The organism is Stenotrophomonas sp. Marseille-Q4652, assembly GCF_916618915.1.
In the GTDB taxonomy this organism is placed as follows: Bacteria; Pseudomonadota; Gammaproteobacteria; order Xanthomonadales; family Xanthomonadaceae; genus Stenotrophomonas.
The window spans coordinates 2387235-2404040 of record NZ_CAKAKE010000001.1 but is presented as its reverse complement, the minus strand read 5'-3'; the positions used below and the strand labels follow the sequence as shown (position 1 = coordinate 2404040).

23 protein-coding genes are annotated in these 16806 nt (G+C 67.2%); 10 read left to right on the top strand and 13 right to left on the bottom strand.

Going from position 1 to position 16806, the window contains the following annotated elements; genetic code table 11:
• Positions 1-95 precede the first annotated feature (95 nt).
• Positions 96-1201, bottom strand: a protein-coding gene (locus tag LG380_RS11455; RefSeq protein ID WP_225765014.1) for an IS3 family transposase whose coding sequence is annotated in 2 segments (ribosomal slippage) — positions 96-943 and positions 943-1201 — 1107 coding nt in all. Because the reading frame shifts where the segments join, the coding sequence is not laid out codon by codon here.
• Positions 1202-1576: 375 nt separating this feature from the next.
• Between LG380_RS11455 and LG380_RS11450 the strand changes: the two genes are divergently transcribed.
• The 3 genes from LG380_RS11450 (at position 1577) to LG380_RS11440 (ending at position 3630) form a co-directional block, all read left to right on the top strand.
• Positions 1577-2035 carry a DUF4410 domain-containing protein gene (locus LG380_RS11450; RefSeq protein WP_225765251.1) on the top strand — a complete coding sequence of 153 codons (459 nt, stop codon included), beginning with the start codon at positions 1577-1579 and terminating at the stop codon, positions 2033-2035.
• Between the two features lie 68 nt (positions 2036-2103).
• Complete coding sequence (locus LG380_RS11445; protein WP_225765249.1) at positions 2104-2805, top strand: hypothetical protein; 702 nt, start codon at positions 2104-2106, stop codon at positions 2803-2805.
• A 105-nt stretch (positions 2806-2910) separates the two neighbouring features.
• Positions 2911-3630 carry a hypothetical protein gene (locus tag LG380_RS11440; RefSeq protein WP_225765247.1) on the top strand — a complete coding sequence of 240 codons (720 nt, stop codon included), beginning with the start codon at positions 2911-2913 and terminating at the stop codon, positions 3628-3630.
• Between the two features lie 184 nt (positions 3631-3814).
• Here the strand turns inward: LG380_RS11440 and LG380_RS11435 are convergent, their stop codons facing one another.
• The 3 genes from LG380_RS11435 to LG380_RS11425 form a co-directional block, all read right to left on the bottom strand.
• Entirely contained in the window at positions 3815-5104 is a 1290-nt protein-coding gene (locus LG380_RS11435) for an APC family permease (protein ID WP_225765245.1), read from the bottom strand.
• A gap of 25 nt (positions 5105-5129) precedes the next feature.
• Positions 5130-6227 carry an alpha/beta hydrolase gene (locus LG380_RS11430; RefSeq protein WP_225765244.1) on the bottom strand — a complete coding sequence of 366 codons (1098 nt, stop codon included), beginning with the start codon at positions 6225-6227 and terminating at the stop codon, positions 5130-5132.
• Between the two features lie 94 nt (positions 6228-6321).
• The gene (locus LG380_RS11425) at positions 6322-7611 is read right to left on the bottom strand and encodes a solute carrier family 23 protein (protein WP_343237798.1); all 1290 of its coding nucleotides are present in this window, start codon (positions 7609-7611) and stop codon (positions 6322-6324) included.
• Between the two features lie 87 nt (positions 7612-7698).
• Here LG380_RS11425 and LG380_RS11420 point away from each other — a divergent pair, with 87 nt between their 5' ends.
• Positions 7699-8157 (top strand): hypothetical protein, encoded by a 459-nt coding sequence (locus LG380_RS11420; protein ID WP_225765242.1) that lies wholly within the window; start codon positions 7699-7701, stop codon positions 8155-8157.
• A gap of 107 nt (positions 8158-8264) precedes the next feature.
• On the opposite strand, the gene LG380_RS11415 is transcribed toward LG380_RS11420, so the two are convergent.
• Entirely contained in the window at positions 8265-8456 is a 192-nt protein-coding gene (locus LG380_RS11415) for a hypothetical protein (protein ID WP_225765241.1), read from the bottom strand.
• A 136-nt stretch (positions 8457-8592) separates the two neighbouring features.
• Between LG380_RS11415 and LG380_RS11410 the strand changes: the two genes are divergently transcribed.
• Entirely contained in the window at positions 8593-9234 is a 642-nt protein-coding gene (locus LG380_RS11410) for a hypothetical protein (RefSeq protein WP_225765240.1), read from the top strand.
• 27 nt (positions 9235-9261) lie between these two features.
• Here the strand turns inward: LG380_RS11410 and LG380_RS11405 are convergent, their stop codons facing one another.
• Positions 9262-10212 carry an IS481 family transposase gene (locus LG380_RS11405; protein WP_225765239.1) on the bottom strand — a complete coding sequence of 317 codons (951 nt, stop codon included), beginning with the start codon at positions 10210-10212 and terminating at the stop codon, positions 9262-9264.
• An 83-nt stretch (positions 10213-10295) separates the two neighbouring features.
• A complete protein-coding gene (locus LG380_RS11400; RefSeq protein WP_225765238.1) occupies positions 10296-10871 on the bottom strand; it encodes a dihydrofolate reductase family protein in 576 nt (191 codons plus the stop codon).
• Between the two features lie 158 nt (positions 10872-11029).
• Here LG380_RS11400 and LG380_RS11395 point away from each other — a divergent pair, with 158 nt between their 5' ends.
• Positions 11030-11371 carry a hypothetical protein gene (locus tag LG380_RS11395; protein ID WP_225765237.1) on the top strand — a complete coding sequence of 114 codons (342 nt, stop codon included), beginning with the start codon at positions 11030-11032 and terminating at the stop codon, positions 11369-11371.
• 49 nt (positions 11372-11420) lie between these two features.
• Positions 11421-11903 (top strand): pyridoxamine 5'-phosphate oxidase family protein, encoded by a 483-nt coding sequence (locus tag LG380_RS11390; protein ID WP_225765236.1) that lies wholly within the window; start codon positions 11421-11423, stop codon positions 11901-11903.
• A gap of 54 nt (positions 11904-11957) precedes the next feature.
• Here LG380_RS11390 and LG380_RS11385 read toward each other — a convergent pair whose 3' ends face one another.
• Positions 11958-12437, bottom strand: coding sequence for a VOC family protein (locus LG380_RS11385; protein ID WP_225765235.1), 480 nt, complete (start codon positions 12435-12437; stop codon positions 11958-11960).
• Between the two features lie 153 nt (positions 12438-12590).
• Here LG380_RS11385 and LG380_RS11380 point away from each other — a divergent pair, with 153 nt between their 5' ends.
• The 3 genes from LG380_RS11380 (at position 12591) to LG380_RS11370 (ending at position 14215) form a co-directional block, all read left to right on the top strand.
• Positions 12591-13256 carry a hypothetical protein gene (locus LG380_RS11380; RefSeq protein WP_225765234.1) on the top strand — a complete coding sequence of 222 codons (666 nt, stop codon included), beginning with the start codon at positions 12591-12593 and terminating at the stop codon, positions 13254-13256.
• Positions 13257-13301: 45 nt separating this feature from the next.
• On the top strand, positions 13302-13925 hold the full coding sequence (locus tag LG380_RS11375; RefSeq protein ID WP_225765233.1) for a M23 family metallopeptidase: 624 nt from the start codon (positions 13302-13304) through the stop codon (positions 13923-13925).
• Between the two features lie 131 nt (positions 13926-14056).
• On the top strand, positions 14057-14215 hold the full coding sequence (locus tag LG380_RS11370) for a hypothetical protein (protein ID WP_225765232.1): 159 nt from the start codon (positions 14057-14059) through the stop codon (positions 14213-14215).
• 67 nt (positions 14216-14282) lie between these two features.
• Here the strand turns inward: LG380_RS11370 and LG380_RS11365 are convergent, their stop codons facing one another.
• From LG380_RS11365 to LG380_RS11345, 5 genes are all read right to left on the bottom strand, one after another.
• The gene (locus LG380_RS11365) at positions 14283-14642 is read right to left on the bottom strand and encodes a DUF1428 domain-containing protein (RefSeq protein ID WP_225765231.1); all 360 of its coding nucleotides are present in this window, start codon (positions 14640-14642) and stop codon (positions 14283-14285) included.
• A 79-nt stretch (positions 14643-14721) separates the two neighbouring features.
• Positions 14722-15111: a DUF6165 family protein gene (locus LG380_RS11360; RefSeq protein ID WP_225765230.1), complete on the bottom strand. Its 390-nt coding sequence runs from the start codon at positions 15109-15111 to the stop codon at positions 14722-14724.
• Between the two features lie 54 nt (positions 15112-15165).
• Positions 15166-15639 (bottom strand): DUF1456 family protein, encoded by a 474-nt coding sequence (locus tag LG380_RS11355; protein WP_225765229.1) that lies wholly within the window; start codon positions 15637-15639, stop codon positions 15166-15168.
• A 77-nt stretch (positions 15640-15716) separates the two neighbouring features.
• Positions 15717-16151, bottom strand: a complete 435-nt coding sequence (locus tag LG380_RS11350) for a hypothetical protein (protein ID WP_225765228.1) — start codon at positions 16149-16151, stop codon at positions 15717-15719.
• Between the two features lie 136 nt (positions 16152-16287).
• Entirely contained in the window at positions 16288-16782 is a 495-nt protein-coding gene (locus tag LG380_RS11345) for a lipocalin family protein (protein WP_225765227.1), read from the bottom strand.
• Positions 16783-16806: the final 24 nt, after the last annotated feature.

The window sequence follows — 16806 nt, the reverse complement described above, 5'->3', positions numbered from 1 at the left end:
TTTCGCCTCTGGAAAACCCTGTCAAGACATCAAACAGGGAGCAGATCAGGGTTGGCACCGAGGCGACGTCCCCCCGCTTTCAGTAGCGGGGCTCTTTAGAGTCCGGGTTTCATCGTAGCGGCTTTGGCCGCCAACTGTTCGGCATAAGCGGCCGGCGTCAGACCGCCCAAGGTCTTCTTCGGTCGTTCCTCGTTGTACTCCCGGCGCCAGGTTTCGATCTCGGTGCGGGCGTGCAGCAGCGTCGGGAACCAGTGCTCGTTGAGGCATTCGTCCCGTAGGCGGCCGTTGAAGCTCTCGATGTAGGCGTTCTGGTTCGGCTTGCCTGGCTGGATCAGGCGCAACTGCACACCGCGCTCGTGGGCCCACGTCACCATAGTCTTGCCGCAGAACTCCTTGCCGTTGTCGGTGCGGATCACCTGCGGCAGGCCGCGGGTCAGCGCCAGCCGATCCAGCACCCGGGCCACGCCGTGGCCGGAGATGGCCCGCTCCACCTCGATCGCCACCGCCTCGTGCGTGGCATCGTCGACGATGGTCAACGCCTTGAGCACACGCCCCTCGGCGGTGCGGTCGAACACGAAGTCCATCGACCAGACCTGGTTGGCGGCTTCCGGCCGCAGCAACGGTTGGCGCTCGCCCAGCAGCACCTTCTTCCGCTTGCGCCGGCGCACTTGCAACCTGGCCTCCTGATACAGCCGTTCCACCCGCTTGTAGTTCACCGGCCACTGCTCCTGCCGCAGCTTCAGATAGATCATCCCGACGCCATAGCGCTTGTGTCGCTGCGCCAGCGCCAGGATCCGCTCGCGCAGCTCGACGTTGCCATCCGGACGCGGGACGTAGCGCAGCGCGCTGGCGCTCATCCGTACCATGGCCAGCGCCCGTCGCTCACTCAGTCCCCGATCCACCAGATGCCGCACCAGCGTCCTGCGCACCGGTGCGGTCACCACTTTTTTCGCAGGGCGTCCTTGATGACGTCGTTCTCGAACAGCTGCTCGGCCAGCAGCTTCTTCAACCGCGTGTTCTCGGACTCCAGCTCCTTGAGCCGCTTGGCCTCTGGCACGCTCATGCCGCCAAACTTGCTGCGCCACAGGTAGTAGGAGGCCTCGCTAAAGCCGTGCCTGCGGCACAGCTCCTTGACCGGTAGGCCAGCTTCGGCTTCACGCAGGAAGCCGATGATCTGCTCTTCGGAAAAGCGCTTCTTCACGTCCAATCTCCGTCTCGTTGGGGTTTGGACTCCAAATCGACCTGCTACTCAAAGATGGGAGGACGTCGCCTGCGTGGGTCCGGCCTGCTCGATGCCCATCCCAACCTGCTCGGCTACATGGCCCGCGGCGAAGCGCGCCCGCCTACCAGCGCGCCTTCGCTGCGCAACGCGCCGTCTTCGAAGCCGCCACGCAGCCCGGGTAAGCGGAACACACCTTGGGCGCGGTGGCGCCGAGCACCGGTTCCTCCTCGAGTGTATGCGCGATGCCTCGATAGGCGACCGAAGCACCGCGGCTTGCCTTCGGCGACGTGAAGATCGACCAGTTGATGGTGTAGCGGCAACAGCGGGCATAATCGGTGCTCCAACCAAGGGGGAATGGCCGTGATCACACGTATTGCGCTGTTGTTGGTGCTTGTCTTTCTTTCCGCCTGCTCAACGACGAGTCGCGTGCAGCAGTCCCACTCTGGCCTGCATGGCCGGTCGTTCGAATACCAGTTCACCAACCGCGGCGGCGATAACGCAGAAGGCATTGCCGAGTTGAAGCGCGTGATCCAGAACAAGTTGCAGACCGAAGGCTGGGTCAATAACGGCGCGGCATCGGGCAGGATCGAGATCACGCTGACCCACTACTACATGCGTCATGGTGCGGCCCGGGCACTCGTCGGCATCATGGCCGGCAGGGACAAGATCGTGAGCCACGTACGTGTTCTCGAGGCCTCCGGCGCTTCATTGACCGCTTTTGAGGTGGAATCGACGAACAGCACTGCGTGGGGTACGACGGGCGGTCTGCATCAGAAGCATGCAGAAGAAATTGCCGCCCGGTTGAAGGGCTGACAAACGCACTCGTGACCGGTCGGGGCGGAGTGCCGCTCTGATCCATTCAACGGAAGGAGTAGGTGCGAATGAACCGTTGCCTTGCTTCATCCGCGATGGCCGGCTTGATGTTCGCCTCGGCGTTTGCAAATCCAGCCGAGCCAGCCGTGGCGGCCGAAGCTGAGCCGACGACCCGCGTGTTCGTGGCCGAGCGGATCTTCGTCGAGCCGATTCCCGATCACTGTGCGGCGGAGGCAAAGCGCACGGGCGAGCTTTCCTGCATCAGCCTTGATTCGTTGTTCCGCGCCACCTACCGTGTCGTGCAGTCGGTCATCGGCGGCGTCGCCGACGAAGAGGTCCAATTCACGGTGGCTGACCATTACGGCTTCCCGCGCTTTGCCCGCTTCCGCCACGCGCTGCTCTTTGTCGGCACTGACACGCGGAACGGCAACTGGCTGCACAAGTACCAGGCCATCCCGGTGCAGCGCACTGCGTCCGGCGAGTGGGCAGCCTGCGGCGACCAGAAGTACGAAGCGCAAAGCGGGACCCTGCTCGCCGCGGCCGAGCCGATGACATTCCCCGAGCCGTGGGCGCGGCTGCGCGATCTGCCCGAGTTCGAGCGCGAGCTGATGCGCGACGCGGCCCGGGACGCACCGGACACGTACCGCGTTTCCCGCGGAAAGGTGTACTGCCTGCGCGGCGTGCGCATCGCCGATGCGTACCGCATCGTCCGCGACGGGGTGATGCAGGCGCGCGGCGTGTCGTTGCCGTCCTGGCCCACCGGGGATTGAGCGTCGGGTAAAGTCGGCGTTCCTGCTGCCGGCTGGCCGGTAGCGGGAATGGGGGCATGCTCCATGCGCATCGCATGGATGATCAGGGACAACCGGTGAGAAGGGATGCGTCGTTTTGTCGAGTCGCGCGTGATGGCGGGCCTGCTGGCGGTATCTGCCGTGGGCCATTGCAAGGAAGCACCTGCCAGCGATCTGCAGTTGGTCGTGTCGATGCAGGTGCTGCCGGATGGAAGTACCGGTGACATCGAGCTGGACGCGGGGTTGCCGGACTGGCTGCGGGCGGCGATGCGCAGGCAGGCGGCCACCTGGCGGCACACGCCGGTCAGCTTCCAGGGAAAGCCGGCGGCCTACGATGTACGCCACCGCGTCGCCCTGGCCATGGAAAACCTGCCGGAAGGCGGGGTGGTGTTCCGCATCAAGAAGGTCGAGCTCGTACCGCCCACGGGCTGGGGTGTCCCGCGCTACCCACGCGAGGCCTTTCTGGCCGGAGTCAGTGCGCGCCTTGTCTACACCTTCCGCCGCGGGCCGGACGGGTATCCCACTGATGTCCAGAGGGTGGAGGCCAACCTGGTGCCGAACAGCCCTCAGCGGCTGGCAGAGAAATGGACAAAGATGTTCGAAGAGCCGACCCGCGCCAGCTTCAATGTGCCGTTGACGCGGATGTGGGTGGATGGCCAACAGGTCGATTGCGTGTTCGTGCACCCGGTGACCTTCCAGGTCGAGCGCGCCCCGCTGCCGAAGCAGGTGATCACCCGCGACAGCCTGCCCGACGCCTGTCCGGAGCAGCCAAAGCTCGAAACCGATCCGGTTGGTCGGGTGATTTGAGCGGGTAGCCACCGGGATATCCCGAATGGTTGACGCCGGGAAAAGGAAGAAGGGACCGGAGCATGCTCTGGTCCCTTTTTTTCCCCTTCGGTTGGCTTTCCCACTGCGCAGTTGGTAGTGGGTTGTGCAGAGACGGGGGGGGACGACCATTGGAGAGTGGCAGGCCGTGACTGCGCAGCGGCAACTATTGCGCCACCCGCCGCATCGCTATCCAATGCCACGCCAGTCCAATGCCGATCAGGGCCAGGCCACTGGTCCAGATCGCGACCGGCAGCTGGAACGCGAGGAACACGCAGGCCAGCAGGCCGGCCACCGCGAACACGCGTGGATAGAGTCGGTCCGCCACGGGCAAGCGCAACGCCGCCAGGTTGGTGATCACGTAGTAGACGAGCACGGTGAAGGCACTGAATGCCCAGGTGGTTTCCACGCTGCCGGTGAGCGCCAGCGCGGCGATTGCCAAGGCAACGCCGATCACCGCGGCGACGGGGACGCGGGCGCGGCCATGCAGTCGGGCGAATGCAGGGGGCAGGTCGCCGCGTCGTCCCATCGCCAGGACGACGCGTGACAGCCCAAGTACCAGGTTGAGCAGTACCCCGAGCATGGCGCTGATCGCACCGATGGATACCACCGCCGGCAGCCACGGAGCACCCAGTCGCACGGCAACCGAATCGAGGGGCGTGATGTCCCTGCCGTTGGCGGACATGTCATTGCCGCCGGCACCAACGATCACCACCGCGACCAGCACGTACAACAGGGTCGCGATCGCGACCGTGGCAATGATGGCGCGCGGAATGGTCCGTCTGGGGTCGCGGACTTCCTCACCCAGCGTGGCGATGCGTCCGTATCCGGTGAACGCGACGAACATCAGCGCGGTGGCGTAAAGGAAACCACGCGCCTCGGTGCCCTGCGTACCCGCAAGAGCCAAACCCTGCGGATTGGCGCCACGCGAGCCCAGCGTCGACAGGCCAACGACGACGAAGACGGCCAGCGCCAGCACGCTGGTCGAGACGATGGCCGCGTTGATCCGGCTGGTGTGGCGCAGGCCACCAAGCACGAACACGGTCAGCAGCACGATGGCGAATAACGCCAGTGGCGTCGGCGAATGCACGCCATCGCCGATGAAGGCCAGCAGGTAGCCCGCAAAGCCGAGGGCGGCAGCGGCGGCCGATGCGCTCTTTGCGCACAGGAACATCCAGCCGGCGGTGAAGCCCATCCACGGGCTCAGGTAACGGTAGCCGTATTCGTAGGTGCCTCCGCTCACCGGATGGCTGGCGGCCAGCTGGGCGCTGGAGAGTGCGTTGCAGGCGGCCAGGGCGGCGGCGAGGACGATGGCGAAGACGACCGACGCGCCCGCGTGGCCGGCGGCGATGCCGATGCTGACGAACACGCCGGTGCCGACCATCGCCCCGAGCCCCAGCAGCACTGCGCCGGCAAGGCCCAGTTCCCGATGCAGGCGCGAATGTGGTGCGTTCATCGGTCCTCCGGCTGCTTGCCGCGGGCTACTTGCCCACCGCCAACGGCCGCGCGTGCTGCACCAGGGTCAGCAGCAGCTTGCCCGGTTCCTCAGCGAGGATCTCGTGCGCGGAGTTCTCGAACCATTCGAAGTGCTTGGACGGTGCCTGCACGCGGTCGAACCATTCGCGTGCGACCTGCGAATTGACGCTGCGGTCGTGGCGGCCGGCAAGCACGATCAGCGGGCAGCCCAGGCGTGTTTCCCCGGCCATCTGCACGCCGAGCACGTCGCTGAGCAGGAAGTCCTGTGACCAGCCGTTGCCGTCGTAGGCTCGCCTGGCTTCGTCGTCGCTGTATTCGGGCGACAGTCGCACGGCGATGCCGTCGACCTGGCCTTGGCGATAGGCCATCACGCCACCGAAGCGGTCGGACCATTTGCGCTCCAGCGCGATCTTCTCCAGCGGGATCGGCTCGCCGTCCTGCGCATACGGGGCGATGGACTCCAGTTCGGCGATGGCCTCGCGGTTGCCGGTGCGACGTGCGTGCTCGAGTGCGTAGGCATAGCCGCGGCGCTCGCTCTCCGGGCTGTCGATGGCCTGGCCCATGCCGATGTAGGCATGCAGCCATTCGGGCCGGCGCTGCGCGAACTTCAGTCCCACGTAGCTGCCCCACGACGTGCCCAGCAGGAATACCTTGTCCTGGGCGAACTCGCGGCGCAGCCAGGCCACCAGTTCCTCGGTGTCGTCGACGAAGCGCTCCGGCTTCATGGTCGCGGCGACCTTGGCCGGATCGTTGGCCAGATGGGTCTTGCCGGCGGCGCGCTGGTCCCAGTGCACGACGGTGAAATATTCCTCCAGCCCGCGCGTGGCCCACCAGGCAATGCCGGAGGTCGGGAAACCCGGTCCGCCGTGCACGACCAGCAGCACCGGGTTGGCGCGGTCCTGGCCGCGGATGCTGACGAACTGCTGGATGCCGCCCACCGGCACGTACTCGTAACGCTCCACGCCTTCGGGCGCGACGATGCGGCGAAGCTCGCGGATCACGCCGACGGCCTGCTCGCGGCTGGAGGCCACGGGCTCGGCAGCGAGTGCAGGTACAAGCGCGAACAGGGAAAGCGCGGCAGCAAGAATCCGGAAAGACCGCATGGACGTGTCCTCGTCGGGAACGGCCCTACCTTAGCGGCCAGTGGCCGGCACGTTGTGTGCCGGGTCCGGGTTTTCCGCAACCGTGCGGCTGCTGTCAGGTCCTTTTGCCCCGCGACAGCAACGCGTACAGGCCGATGGCACCGAAGGTCGCGGTGCCAATGCCGCCGAGTGCGAACTCGCCGACCTTCAGGGTGAACTCGCCGGTGCCCAGGATCAGGGTGATGGCCGCGACGATCAGGTTGCGGATGTCGGAGAAGTCCACGCGGTTGTCGACCCAGATCTTGGCGCCGGCAATGGCGATCAGGCCGAAGACCACGATCGACACGCCGCCCATCACCGGCAGCGGGATGGCCTGGATCAGCGCGCCGAACTTGGGCGAGAAGCCCAGCAGCACCGCGATCACTGCCGCGCAGACGAACACCGCAGTGGAGAAGATGCGGGTGGCGGCCATGACGCCGATGTTCTCGGCATAGGTGGTCACGCCGGTGCCGCCGGCCGCGCCGGAGACCATCGTCGCCACGCCGTCGCCGATGAAGGCACGGCCCATGTAGCGGTCCAGGTTGCGGCCGGTCATCGCCGTCACCGCCTTGATGTGGCCCAGGTTCTCGGCCACCAGGATGATCACCACCGGCACGATCAGCAGCATCGCACGGCTGTTGAACATCGGCGCGTGCAGCGTGGGCAGGCCGAACCACGGCGCGGCTGCCATTCCGCTGACGTCCACCGGCGTGCCCAGTCCCAGCCCGTTGGTCAGCACCACGTAGATGAGGCTGGCCAGGATCAGCCCGACCAGGATCAGCAGCCGCTGCAGCATGCCGCGGGTGAACACTGCCACCAGCGCCACCGAGAGGAAGGTGACCGCCTGCATCCACGCGTCGAAGTTGCTGGCGGCCATGTTCCTGATCGGAATGGAGGCCAGGTTGAGGCCGATCACCGCGACCACCGCACCGGTCACCACCGGCGGCATCAGCCGCTCGATCCAGCCGGTGCCGATGACATGCACCAGCACGCCGACCAGTGCGTAGACCAGGCCGCAGGCGATGATCCCACCCAGCGCAAGGCCGATGTTGGCGTTGGCGCCCTGGCTGGCCACGTAGCCGGTGGCAACGTTGACCACGCCGATGAAGGCGAACGAAGAGCCGAGGTAGCTGGGCACCTTGCCGCCGGTGATCAGGAAGAAGATCAGCGTGCCGATGCCGCTCATCAGCACTGCCAGGTTGGGATCGAAGCCCATCAGGATCGGGGCCAGCACGGTGGAGCCGAACATGGCGATGACGTGCTGCACGCCCATCAGCCCGGTCTGGCCCCAGGGCAGGCGCTCATCCGGCCCGATCACCCCGCCATCGCGCAACGCACTGGAGGACCGTTCGGTCCAGGAGAACATCCCCATCGACTTGCATCCCGAGATCGGTGGCTGCGGTGATTCTAGGCGGTGCACCGGGATGGGTGCGGGATCACGGGGGATCAGGGAATGTGGGACGTGTTGATGGCGTGGGTTGCGTGGACGGTCGGTGCGGTGGCCATCGCTGTGCTGCTGGCACGGCTGCTGGCTGCACTGGGTGTGGTGAATCCATCGTGGGACCTGGGCACGGTGCAGGAACGCAGCTTCGCCGCGCTGCCGTTCCCGGTAGCTGTCGAGGGGCCGCTGGCCGGGCAGCCGCTGACCGGGGCGCAGGTCACCGTGGTGCAGCGCAGCCCTCGCAGGCATCCGTGGTGGCTGCTGGGCGGTGCCCGCGAGGCCGAATCGTTCTGGTACTGCAAGGCGCCGGACGGGCGGTTCTTCCTGGCCGTGGCCCACAACGACCGGCGTCTGCTGGCCTGGGACGTGCGCTGGCTGGTGCGGCCACTGGACGCGATGCGGATGCGCGGTGCACTGGCCGGCGATGACGCAGCGCTGGCCCTGGCCTTCGGTGACCGGTGCGGGTTCTGATGCGGTCCGCCGACGCGATACGCCCGCGTTCTACCTGCTGGAGGATGGGCAGGTGATCGGACAGAGCCTGCATGCCTGCGTCGAGCGCTGAGGCGCAGTGGTTCCGCTCAGCGCTCCAGCGAGGCCTGCAGCGCGGTGGCCAGCGCGGCATTGCCGCTGACTAGGTCGGTCCACGCCAGTTCCAGCCCCTTGCGTTTGCCCTTGGGCACCAGCTTGAGCCCGTCGGGGCTGATGGTGAGGGTGTAGGTGTCCTGGCCGATGACCAGTTCGCGGCGCAGTTCCTTGTCCAGCGGCGTCATGGTGGCGTCTCGTCTGTAGGTGAAGTGGACCGGTGCGGGGGTGCGGCAACCGGGCGGCCCAAGGGTACGCAAGCGGTGGGCAACGCTGGATCACGCCGCGGTTAGCATTGGCACTCCACGGGGAGCGGGGCAGGGGATGGCTGCCAGCAACACGACGGCAGGTCCGGCCGCACGCGCATGGCAGTGCCTTCTCGCCTTCCTGCTGTATGCAGGGGTGGCCGCGGCATCGGCCCAGGAACTGCTGGAAGTGCGCCTGTTGCCGGCCGAATCACGCTTCTCCGGCTGGAGCAGCGAAGGCCCGGTCCCGCGCACGCTTGAGGTGCCGTTGGAACTGGGCGACGAGCCCTGGGGCGTGACGTTGCAGCTGAAGCCCACGCAGGTGGACGGGGGCTGGCGGGTGCGCGTGCAGTACGAAACCAGCCTGGCCATCAGCGATGACGGCGCGCACCTGGACCTGGTCGACTGGAAGCACTGCACCTCGGAGTGGAAGACCGCCGTGGCGCTGGGCCCGCATGCCTTCGAACTGCCGACCCCGGATGCCGGGGACCACGACTGCTTCCCGCCCTACACCCGGCAGGAGCTGGAAGCCGCGGTACGCGCGCAGTCGTCCCTGGACGCCGCGCGCTGGCTGCAGGTCATCCGGCGCGATCCGGGCGAAGGTGGCAGTTCGCCACTGGTGGTCGGCATCAGCACGGTGCGTGTGCGGATCGAGGTATTGCGTCAGGGCCGCTGGGTCGAGGTGAGTACGCAGGCGTTCCAGCCGCCGATGGGCTGCTGACCCAGCAACCCACTGGCTGGTCGCCGGCTAGATGTGTAAACCCAGGACGTTGTTCAGTGGAAGCTGGATGCGGCTGATCGGGGGTTGGTAGCCAAGGCTGGCGTGCGGCCGGTGCCAGTTGTACTGGTGCAGCCAGCGAGGAAGAGCGTGCCGACGCTGCTCCGAGCTGTCGTAGGAGCGGGCATAGGCCCATTCGCGCAAAGCGGTCTGGACCAGGCGTTCGGCCTTGCCGTTGGTACGCGGGGTGTAGGGTCGCGTGCGCAGATGGCGCAGGCCCAAGCGGCGCAGGAGCCGGCGGAAGCGCCGGGACTTGTAGCAGGCACCGTTGTCGGTCATCACCCGGGTGAAGGTGACGCCCAGGCCGCGGTAGTAGCGCAGGGCTTGAAGCAGTGCGCGGCAGGCGCTGGATCCGCGCTCATCACCTTCGATGGTGCCGAAGGCGACTCGTGAGTGATCGTCGATGGCGAGGTGGACGAACTCCCAGCCTGCGCCATCGGAGGCGCCCTGGCGATCGCCCGTGACCCGATGGCCAGGGCGCCAGAAGCGACCCAGCATCTTGATATCAAGATGCAGCAGGTCCCCGGCCTGGTGATACTCGTAGCGATTGTCCGGGGGCGCAGGATCCAGCTCGGCCAACCGGTGCAGCCCGGCACGGCGCATCAGTCGGGCAATGGTGCTCAGGCCGACCGGCAGGGCCAATGCGATCTGGCGGTAGGTCTGGCGTTGACGGCGCAGCGCGGTCACCTCGGCGGCCACCGATGGTGGGGTGGCATGCGGACAGCGGTGCGGGCGCGATGACCGGTCATCCAGGCCTGCCCAGCCTTCCTCGCGAAAGCGGCGCAGCCACTTGTAAGCGGTTCTGACGCTCACGCCCGCGGCATGCGCTGCCTCCTCGACCCGCAGACCATGGTTGATCACTCGCTCCACAAGCAAGGCTCGACCGCGAGGCGTAAGACGGGCATGTTTATGCAGGTTCATCCGGGGCTCCTGGAGGGGTGGCTGATTCGCACCTCCAGTCTTCCGGGATCACCCCGGATGAACAACCTACTGAGAGATCACAGCTAGACCGTGCCGCAGTCGTACTCCAGCACCACCAGGCCCCCGGTGTAGGTCTGCGCCGAGAACAGCTGCAATGGGGTGGTGGCGATATCGGCCGGGGCGAAGCGGCGCCCGCGGCCAATCAGCACCGGCACGATGCGCAGGCGCAGCACGTCCACTTCGCCGGCGCGCAGCAGGGCGTCGGTCAGGGTGAGGCTGCCCCAGACGATGACATCGCCTTCCACCGTGCTGCGCAGCGCCCGCACGGCGTCCACGCCATCGCCGCGCAGGATCCCGGTCTGCGTCCCGTCACCGCCCCACGGTGCGCTCTCCAGCGTGTTGGAAACCATGTACTTGGGAAGGGAGTTGAGCACCGGCGCTATTGGTTCGATGGCCGGATCGGCGTCGGGCCAGTAGCCGGCGAACATGCCGAAGGTGACGCGGCCAAGCACGATCGCCGCCACGTCGCGCAGCTGGCCGAGCTGGTCTTCATCGGCTTCGGTCAGGCAGCTGGCGTCGGCGAAGAAATCGATGCCGCCGTGCTCGTCCGCGGCATAGCCATCGACACTGATGATCTGCTCGATGATGAGTTGGCCCATGGCGGTTCTCGTGGGTATTCGCGGGAGGGGCGGCGGCCGGCTGGCGCCAACGGCAACGGTAATGCCGCGCCGGCAAGACGCCGTGACGAAGCCGCCGGCCGGGAGCCGCGGAGCGGCGATTCACGCGGACCGGCACGGGCCGATGACAAGCTGGGCCCATGGCTGACGAAACGCTCTACGTGGTGATGCTGGAGCCAGACGCGGACCTGTCGCAGCGGGCCGAACAGGACATGGTGCGGCTGGGCGAGGGTGCCTCCCTGTGCACCACCACGCGCAACCACTCGCGCCTGTACCACGCGCTCAAGCGCCAGTACCAACCCACGCGCCTGCTGGTCGCGCCCCTGGCCGATGCGCCCAAGTTCAAGGGCATGGAGGCGGGCGTACTGTCGTGGCTGCGCGAACACGGGCCATGCGGCCAGGCCGCGCTTGGGCGGTTGAGGAATCAGCCGGGATCGTGGTGGCCGGGTGAGCGGATCACGCGGGTTTGTCACCGCTGTTGAACGCATGCGACGGCAGGGTGGATGTCCTCTTTTCCAAGCGGAGCCCGCAATGCCCACGCCCAAGGAACTTGAAGCCAAACTTTGGAAAGCACTGGAGTCGGATCGCACCGTGATGCTCGGCATCGACGGCGCCGAAGGCGGCTACACCCGGCCGATGACCGCAATTGTCGAGGATGGCCACGGCCCGCTGTGGTTCTTCGCCGGCAAGCCGAACGCGCTGGTGGACATGGCCGACAGCGGCCGCCCGGTGATCGCCTCGTTCTCTTCCAAGGGCCATGACCTGTTCGCCAGCATTTCCGGCCAGCTGCACGTGGACAACCGCCGCGAGGTGATCGACCGCCTGTGGAACCCCTTCATCGCCGCGTGGTTCGACGGCAAGGACGATCCCAAGCTTGTGCTGCTGCGCATGGACGCCGACCACGCCGAGATCTGGGAGAACGAGAACAACCTGCTGGCCGGCATCAAGCTGATGCTGGGCGTGGATCCGAAGAAGGATTACGCCGGCCACCAGGCCAACGTCGACCTGCGCTGAGCCATCGGTGCAGCAAGACTGATGCCGGGCACATGCCCGGCATCGTTGTTTCCGTCAGCCGCGCCGCGCGGCCTCGATCGCGGCGACGTCGATCTTCGTCATCGTCATCATCGCCTCGAACGCACGCCGCGCCACGTCCGGGTCGGCAACGGCGAGAGCCTCGCTGAGCACACGCGGGGTGATCTGCCAGTTCACACCCCAGCGGTCCTTGCACCAGCCGCAGGCGCTCTCGCGCCCGCCATTGCCGACGATCGCCTCCCAGAAGCGGTCGGTCTCGGCCTGGTCCTCGGTGGCCACCTGGAAGGAGAACGCCTCGGTCTGCGGGAACGCCGGCCCGCCATTGAGGCCGATGCAGGGAATGCCCAGCACGGTGAACTGCACGGTCAGCACGTCGCCTTTCCTGCCGGACGGAAAATCCGCCGGCGCGCGCATCACCGCATCGACGTGGCTGTCGGGAAAGATGCTGGCGTAGAACTCCGCCGCTTCCAGCGCCGCGTTGTCGTACCACAGGCAGATGGTGTTCCTGGCGATCATCATGCGCTCCTGGTTCCGGGCCGTCGCGGCGCACGATAACGCCGCTGTTCCTGCGGACGTATTCATCCGCGGCGCGGGGTTCACGCGCCCGCGCTTGCGCTGCTGCCGTCGCCGCGCCAGATTGGGCGCCGGCTTGGAGCGCGACGGTGATGCATGCGGGGTCTGGATTTCAGTTCGTGGCAGGCGGTGCTGACGACCATGGCCGGTCTCATCGTCATCACCCTGGTGGGCGTGGGCATCCGCCTGCTGGTGATGCAGACCATGCAGCAGCGCCGCGAGCGCGAGAACCGCCAGATCAACGAGCGCCTGCGCACGCTGATCGCCGCCTACAAGACGCTGGGTGGCTCGTTCACCGGCGACCTCGACGTCAATCCCACCCACCTGCGCCAGCTGCGCGCGCTGCAGGAGGGCAGTGACGCCCCTAGCGAAAGTTCCGATCGTGCCCGCCGCATCCGCGACGCAGTGGAGGCCGCACTTTCGGACATCCTGCTGCTGGGCACCGACGAGCAGGTGCGGCTGGCCGCCCGGGCCGCCATCGAGCTGGCCCAGGGCCGCCCGGTGCATACCCATGAGCTGGTGGTGTCGCTGCGTGACTTCATCCGCCACGCGCTGGACCTGGCGCCGATCCCGTCCGACCTGGCCATTCCGCAGCAGGGCCCCACGCGGCCTGCGGGCGGCGCTGGCAAGGGCGGGAAGGACGACGCAAAGGGCGGCAAGGTTGGCGGTGGTGGCATGGGCGCGATGGGCGGCGGCATGGGCATGGGGGCCGGCATGGCGGTGGGTGCACACGCCGCCGATGGTGAGCCCCCGCGCGACTGACCCCCGACCACGCGCTGCCGACGGACCGCTGCCTAAGCTGCGGCCATGGTCTCCCCCGACACATTGAAGGCCCCGCCGCGCGACTACGCCCCGTTGCTGCGCACGCTGCTGGGCTGGCTGTTCACCGTGCTGCTGCTCGGTGGCGTGGCGTGGTGGTCGTGGCAGCAGCCTTTCACGGAGCGCTTCCGCGTGGGCTGGGAGCTGGTGCGGATGCCGGCACCCACAGCGCTGCCGGTGCCGGTGGAGGGTGTGCGTGCAACGACGATTGCCGATACCTGGGGCGGTCCGCGCGGCACTGACCGCCGCCACGAGGGCGTGGACATCTTCGCCCCGCGTGGCACGCCGGTGCGGGCCACCACCCTGGGCATCGTCAGCTCGATCCGCGAGGGCGGGCTGGGCGGACGCCAGGTGTGGGTGATCGGCCCGGCCCGGCAGCGCCACTACTACGCGCATCTGGAAGGCTGGGCACCGGGGCTGTCCGAAGGCGACGTGGTGCGCCCCGGTGACGTGCTTGGCTTTGTCGGCGACAGCGGCAATGCGCGTGGCACGCCCACGCACCTGCACTACGGCATCTACGGCGACGCGGGTGCCTTCAATCCGTGGCCACTGCTGCGCGAAGGCGCTTCAAGTGCGGCCAAGGCCCCGGCCAGCGAAGCGGCAGCGGAATAAAGTAGACGGGGGCCGACCGCCCTGAATAGGCAATTCCCGGAAAAACCCACGACTTTCATAGGCTTGGGGTTGAAAACACCCCCGCACTCCCCGATATTCGGTGCTTGATTGAAAAGGGAGAGGAATGGCTTATGGAAGCCAACGCGACTGGACAGGTCCAGTGCATGCGCTGCAAGGCGGTATATGAACCGGTCATCAAGGTGCTGGAGCGGGTTTGCCCGGAGTGCCTTTCGATCAGGACCGTACCGCTGCAGGCAGGCGAACACACCACCGGCAATCTCGCCGGCTGAGCACGGAAACAACGCAGACGACGGGCCAGGCAGATGCCTGGCCTTTTTGTTTTGCGTCGCCGGCCGCTCAGGGGCGCAGGTCGACCAGCGCTTCGAAGCCGCCGAAGATCATGCGCTTGCCGTCGAACGGCACCTGCATGTTGGCCGGATCCATGCGCGGGTCCTCCATCATCTTCTGCATCGCGGTATCGCGGGTGGCCTTGTCCGGCCATTCGACCCACGAGAACACCACGGCCTCGTCCTCGCCGGCCTGCACCGCGCGGTAGAAATCGGTCTGCTTGCCGTGCGGCACGTCATCGCTCCAGCACTCGCACACACGCAGCGCGCCCAGCTCGAGGAAGATCGGGTCGAGCGAGCGCGCATGCTTGATGAAGGCCTGCCGGTTGGCGCGCGGCACCGCCAGCACGAAACCATCGACGTAGGACACGGCGTCCTCCTGTCCGACGTCCCGGGTCGGGACCGGCGCAGGGTGCGACCGGCAATGTAAGCCGGCCGTGATGGGGCGCTTATTCGCCCTGGTACTGCTTTTCCTCGACCAGCGACGAGCCGGCCAGGCGGTTGATCTCGTTCTTCACCGCCACGCGCTCGCCGTTGGTGCCGTACACGCCACGGGCCAGGGCGATGAACTGGTCATCGAAGGTCTGCGCCGCTTCGCGCGCGCGCAGGCCGTCCTGGATGTCCCACATGCGGGTGTTGATTTCCTTGAGCTGGTCCTTGAGCGGGCCAAGCGCCGGACGCAGCTGGAACTGCTGCTCCCACAGCGGCAGCAGGCCGTCGAGCTCGGTGCGCACGTTGGCCAGCTTGTCCGGATCGGTGATCCGCTCGGCCTTGATCTCGAGGATGGTGATCTTGTCGACCAGCTCGCCGATGGAGACGGGGGTCAGGATCGTCTGCACGTTGCGCTTACCTTGGAAAACGAGGGCGCCATGATAGCGCCCGCCGGTAGTGGCTCAGGCGGTGGGACGCAGGCGCTGGGCCAGGCCCTTGAGGAAGGCACGCAGCAGCTGGTCGCCGCAGGCGCGGTAGTTCTTGTGGCCCGGCTGGCGGAACAGCGCCGACAGTTCCGGCTTGGACAGCGGGAAGCCAGCGCTCTCGAAGATCGCATGCATGTCCACGTCCTTCAGCTCGAAGGCCACGCGCAGCTTCTTCAGCACCAGGTTGTTGGTGATGCGCTTTTCCACCGGGCGCGGCGGCGCCGATTCATCGCGGCCACGGAAGTGCACGATCAAGCCGTCGAGGAAGTGCGCCAGCACCGCATCCGGGCACTGCACGAACAGCGGTTCCTCGTCCCTGCGCAGGTAGTCATGGACCTCGGCCTGGTCGACCTCGAAGGCCGGATCGGCCAGCAGGATGGTGTCCACCACCATGGCATCGCTCAGGTCGAGGCTGTAGCGGATGCTGCGCAGTACGTCGTTGTTGATCATTGCCACTCCGGAAGCGGCCGGGTGGGGTCCGGGCCGGCCCGCATTCTACCGCCCCACGGGGCCTGGCCGGCGCGCGCTTACCAGCCCGGGTGCGGCAGCATCCCCGGCGGGCCGTACGGACCCGGGCCCTCGCCCTGGCTGACGTGGATGTGCAGGTCGAGACGGCGGGTGCGGCCTTCGTCGTTGGTGTAGTCCTTGCCGAGGTTCAGGTCCAGCGCCTGGAAGTTGCTGTTGCCGTAACGCTCGGAATAGCCCACGCCCACCGTCACCGCGCCATTGACCTGCAGCCCGTCGTCGCTGACGTTGGCTTCGGCGGGCTTGCCGCGGGCCAGTCCGCGACCGCTGTGGTCGCCGTAGAAGGTGCCCGGCGGGTCGCGCTGCACGGAAGGGTCGGCCAGGTAGCGGATCGGCGCCTGCGGCACGCTCAGGTCCAGCGCCTTGTCCGGGGTTGCCGGTTCGGCCGCGATGGCGATGCCGGGCAGCAGGCAGGCCAGCAGCAGGGAACGGATCATCGGCAACTCCAGACAACGCATGAGTCCTGCATCATGCCTGCCGCCGCCGCGGTTTGGCCAACCGCGGGCGCGTGGGGCGGCGTTACGGTTCATCGTGGATAGCCGGCGACCGCGTGGCGCGGCCGCCGGACATGGCTCAGGCCGCGGCCCTGCCGGTGTGCGGGGTGTGGATCAGCGGGCCCAGCTCGAAGCCCTGCTGGCTGGCGAGGGTGAGGTAGTGCTGCTTCACCATCGGGTCCAGCTGCGGCTCGCGTGCCAGCAGCCACAGGAACTTGCGGTCCGGGCTGCCGACCAGGGCCACGGTGTAGGCCGGATCGACCTGGATCACCCAGTAGTCGCCCTTGGTGAACGGGATCCAGCGCAGACCCTCGGGCAGGAAGGTGACCTCGAGCCTTGCGTTGGTTTCATCGATCGGGCTGGCCTCGCCCACCGATTCCTCCACCTTGCCCTTGTCGATGCAGCGGTTGCGGACCTCGATCCTGCCCTCGTCGTTGAGCGAGTACGTGGCGGTGACGTCGGTGCAGGTTTCCGGCTCGTGGCGCATCGGCAGGCGTGCGATCTCGTACCAGGTGCCGAGGTAACGCTGCAGGTTCAACGAAGCGACCGTGTTCAACGGCGGATGCTGGCTCATGTGTGGTCTCCTCTACGTGGGGGT

What these genes read in the sequence shown, in the direction of transcription:
- LG380_RS11420 (WP_225765242.1), top strand. Translation starts at nt 7,699, where the DNA reads ATGTGGGACGTGTTGATGGCGTGGGTTGCGTGGACGGTCGGTGCGGTG.
- LG380_RS11400 (WP_225765238.1), bottom strand. Translation starts at nt 10,871, where the DNA reads ATGGGCCAACTCATCATCGAGCAGATCATCAGTGTCGATGGCTATGCC.
- LG380_RS11350 (WP_225765228.1), bottom strand. Translation starts at nt 16,151, where the DNA reads ATGATCCGTTCCCTGCTGCTGGCCTGCCTGCTGCCCGGCATCGCCATC.
- LG380_RS11410 (WP_225765240.1), top strand. Translation starts at nt 8,593, where the DNA reads ATGGCTGCCAGCAACACGACGGCAGGTCCGGCCGCACGCGCATGGCAG.
- LG380_RS11355 (WP_225765229.1), bottom strand. Translation starts at nt 15,639, where the DNA reads ATGATCAACAACGACGTACTGCGCAGCATCCGCTACAGCCTCGACCTG.
- LG380_RS11390 (WP_225765236.1), top strand. Translation starts at nt 11,421, where the DNA reads ATGCCCACGCCCAAGGAACTTGAAGCCAAACTTTGGAAAGCACTGGAG.
- LG380_RS11380 (WP_225765234.1), top strand. Translation starts at nt 12,591, where the DNA reads ATGCGGGGTCTGGATTTCAGTTCGTGGCAGGCGGTGCTGACGACCATG.
- LG380_RS11415 (WP_225765241.1), bottom strand. Translation starts at nt 8,456, where the DNA reads ATGACGCCGCTGGACAAGGAACTGCGCCGCGAACTGGTCATCGGCCAG.
- LG380_RS11375 (WP_225765233.1), top strand. Translation starts at nt 13,302, where the DNA reads ATGGTCTCCCCCGACACATTGAAGGCCCCGCCGCGCGACTACGCCCCG.
- LG380_RS11435 (WP_225765245.1), bottom strand. Translation starts at nt 5,104, where the DNA reads ATGAACGCACCACATTCGCGCCTGCATCGGGAACTGGGCCTTGCCGGC.
- LG380_RS11385 (WP_225765235.1), bottom strand. Translation starts at nt 12,437, where the DNA reads ATGATCGCCAGGAACACCATCTGCCTGTGGTACGACAACGCGGCGCTG.
- LG380_RS11440 (WP_225765247.1), top strand. Translation starts at nt 2,911, where the DNA reads ATGCGTCGTTTTGTCGAGTCGCGCGTGATGGCGGGCCTGCTGGCGGTA.
- LG380_RS11425 (WP_343237798.1), bottom strand. Translation starts at nt 7,611, where the DNA reads ATGTTCTCCTGGACCGAACGGTCCTCCAGTGCGTTGCGCGATGGCGGG.
- LG380_RS11450 (WP_225765251.1), top strand. Translation starts at nt 1,577, where the DNA reads ATGGCCGTGATCACACGTATTGCGCTGTTGTTGGTGCTTGTCTTTCTT.
- LG380_RS11405 (WP_225765239.1), bottom strand. Translation starts at nt 10,212, where the DNA reads ATGAACCTGCATAAACATGCCCGTCTTACGCCTCGCGGTCGAGCCTTG.
- LG380_RS11370 (WP_225765232.1), top strand. Translation starts at nt 14,057, where the DNA reads ATGGAAGCCAACGCGACTGGACAGGTCCAGTGCATGCGCTGCAAGGCG.
- LG380_RS11345 (WP_225765227.1), bottom strand. Translation starts at nt 16,782, where the DNA reads ATGAGCCAGCATCCGCCGTTGAACACGGTCGCTTCGTTGAACCTGCAG.
- LG380_RS11445 (WP_225765249.1), top strand. Translation starts at nt 2,104, where the DNA reads ATGAACCGTTGCCTTGCTTCATCCGCGATGGCCGGCTTGATGTTCGCC.
- LG380_RS11430 (WP_225765244.1), bottom strand. Translation starts at nt 6,227, where the DNA reads ATGCGGTCTTTCCGGATTCTTGCTGCCGCGCTTTCCCTGTTCGCGCTT.
- LG380_RS11395 (WP_225765237.1), top strand. Translation starts at nt 11,030, where the DNA reads ATGGCTGACGAAACGCTCTACGTGGTGATGCTGGAGCCAGACGCGGAC.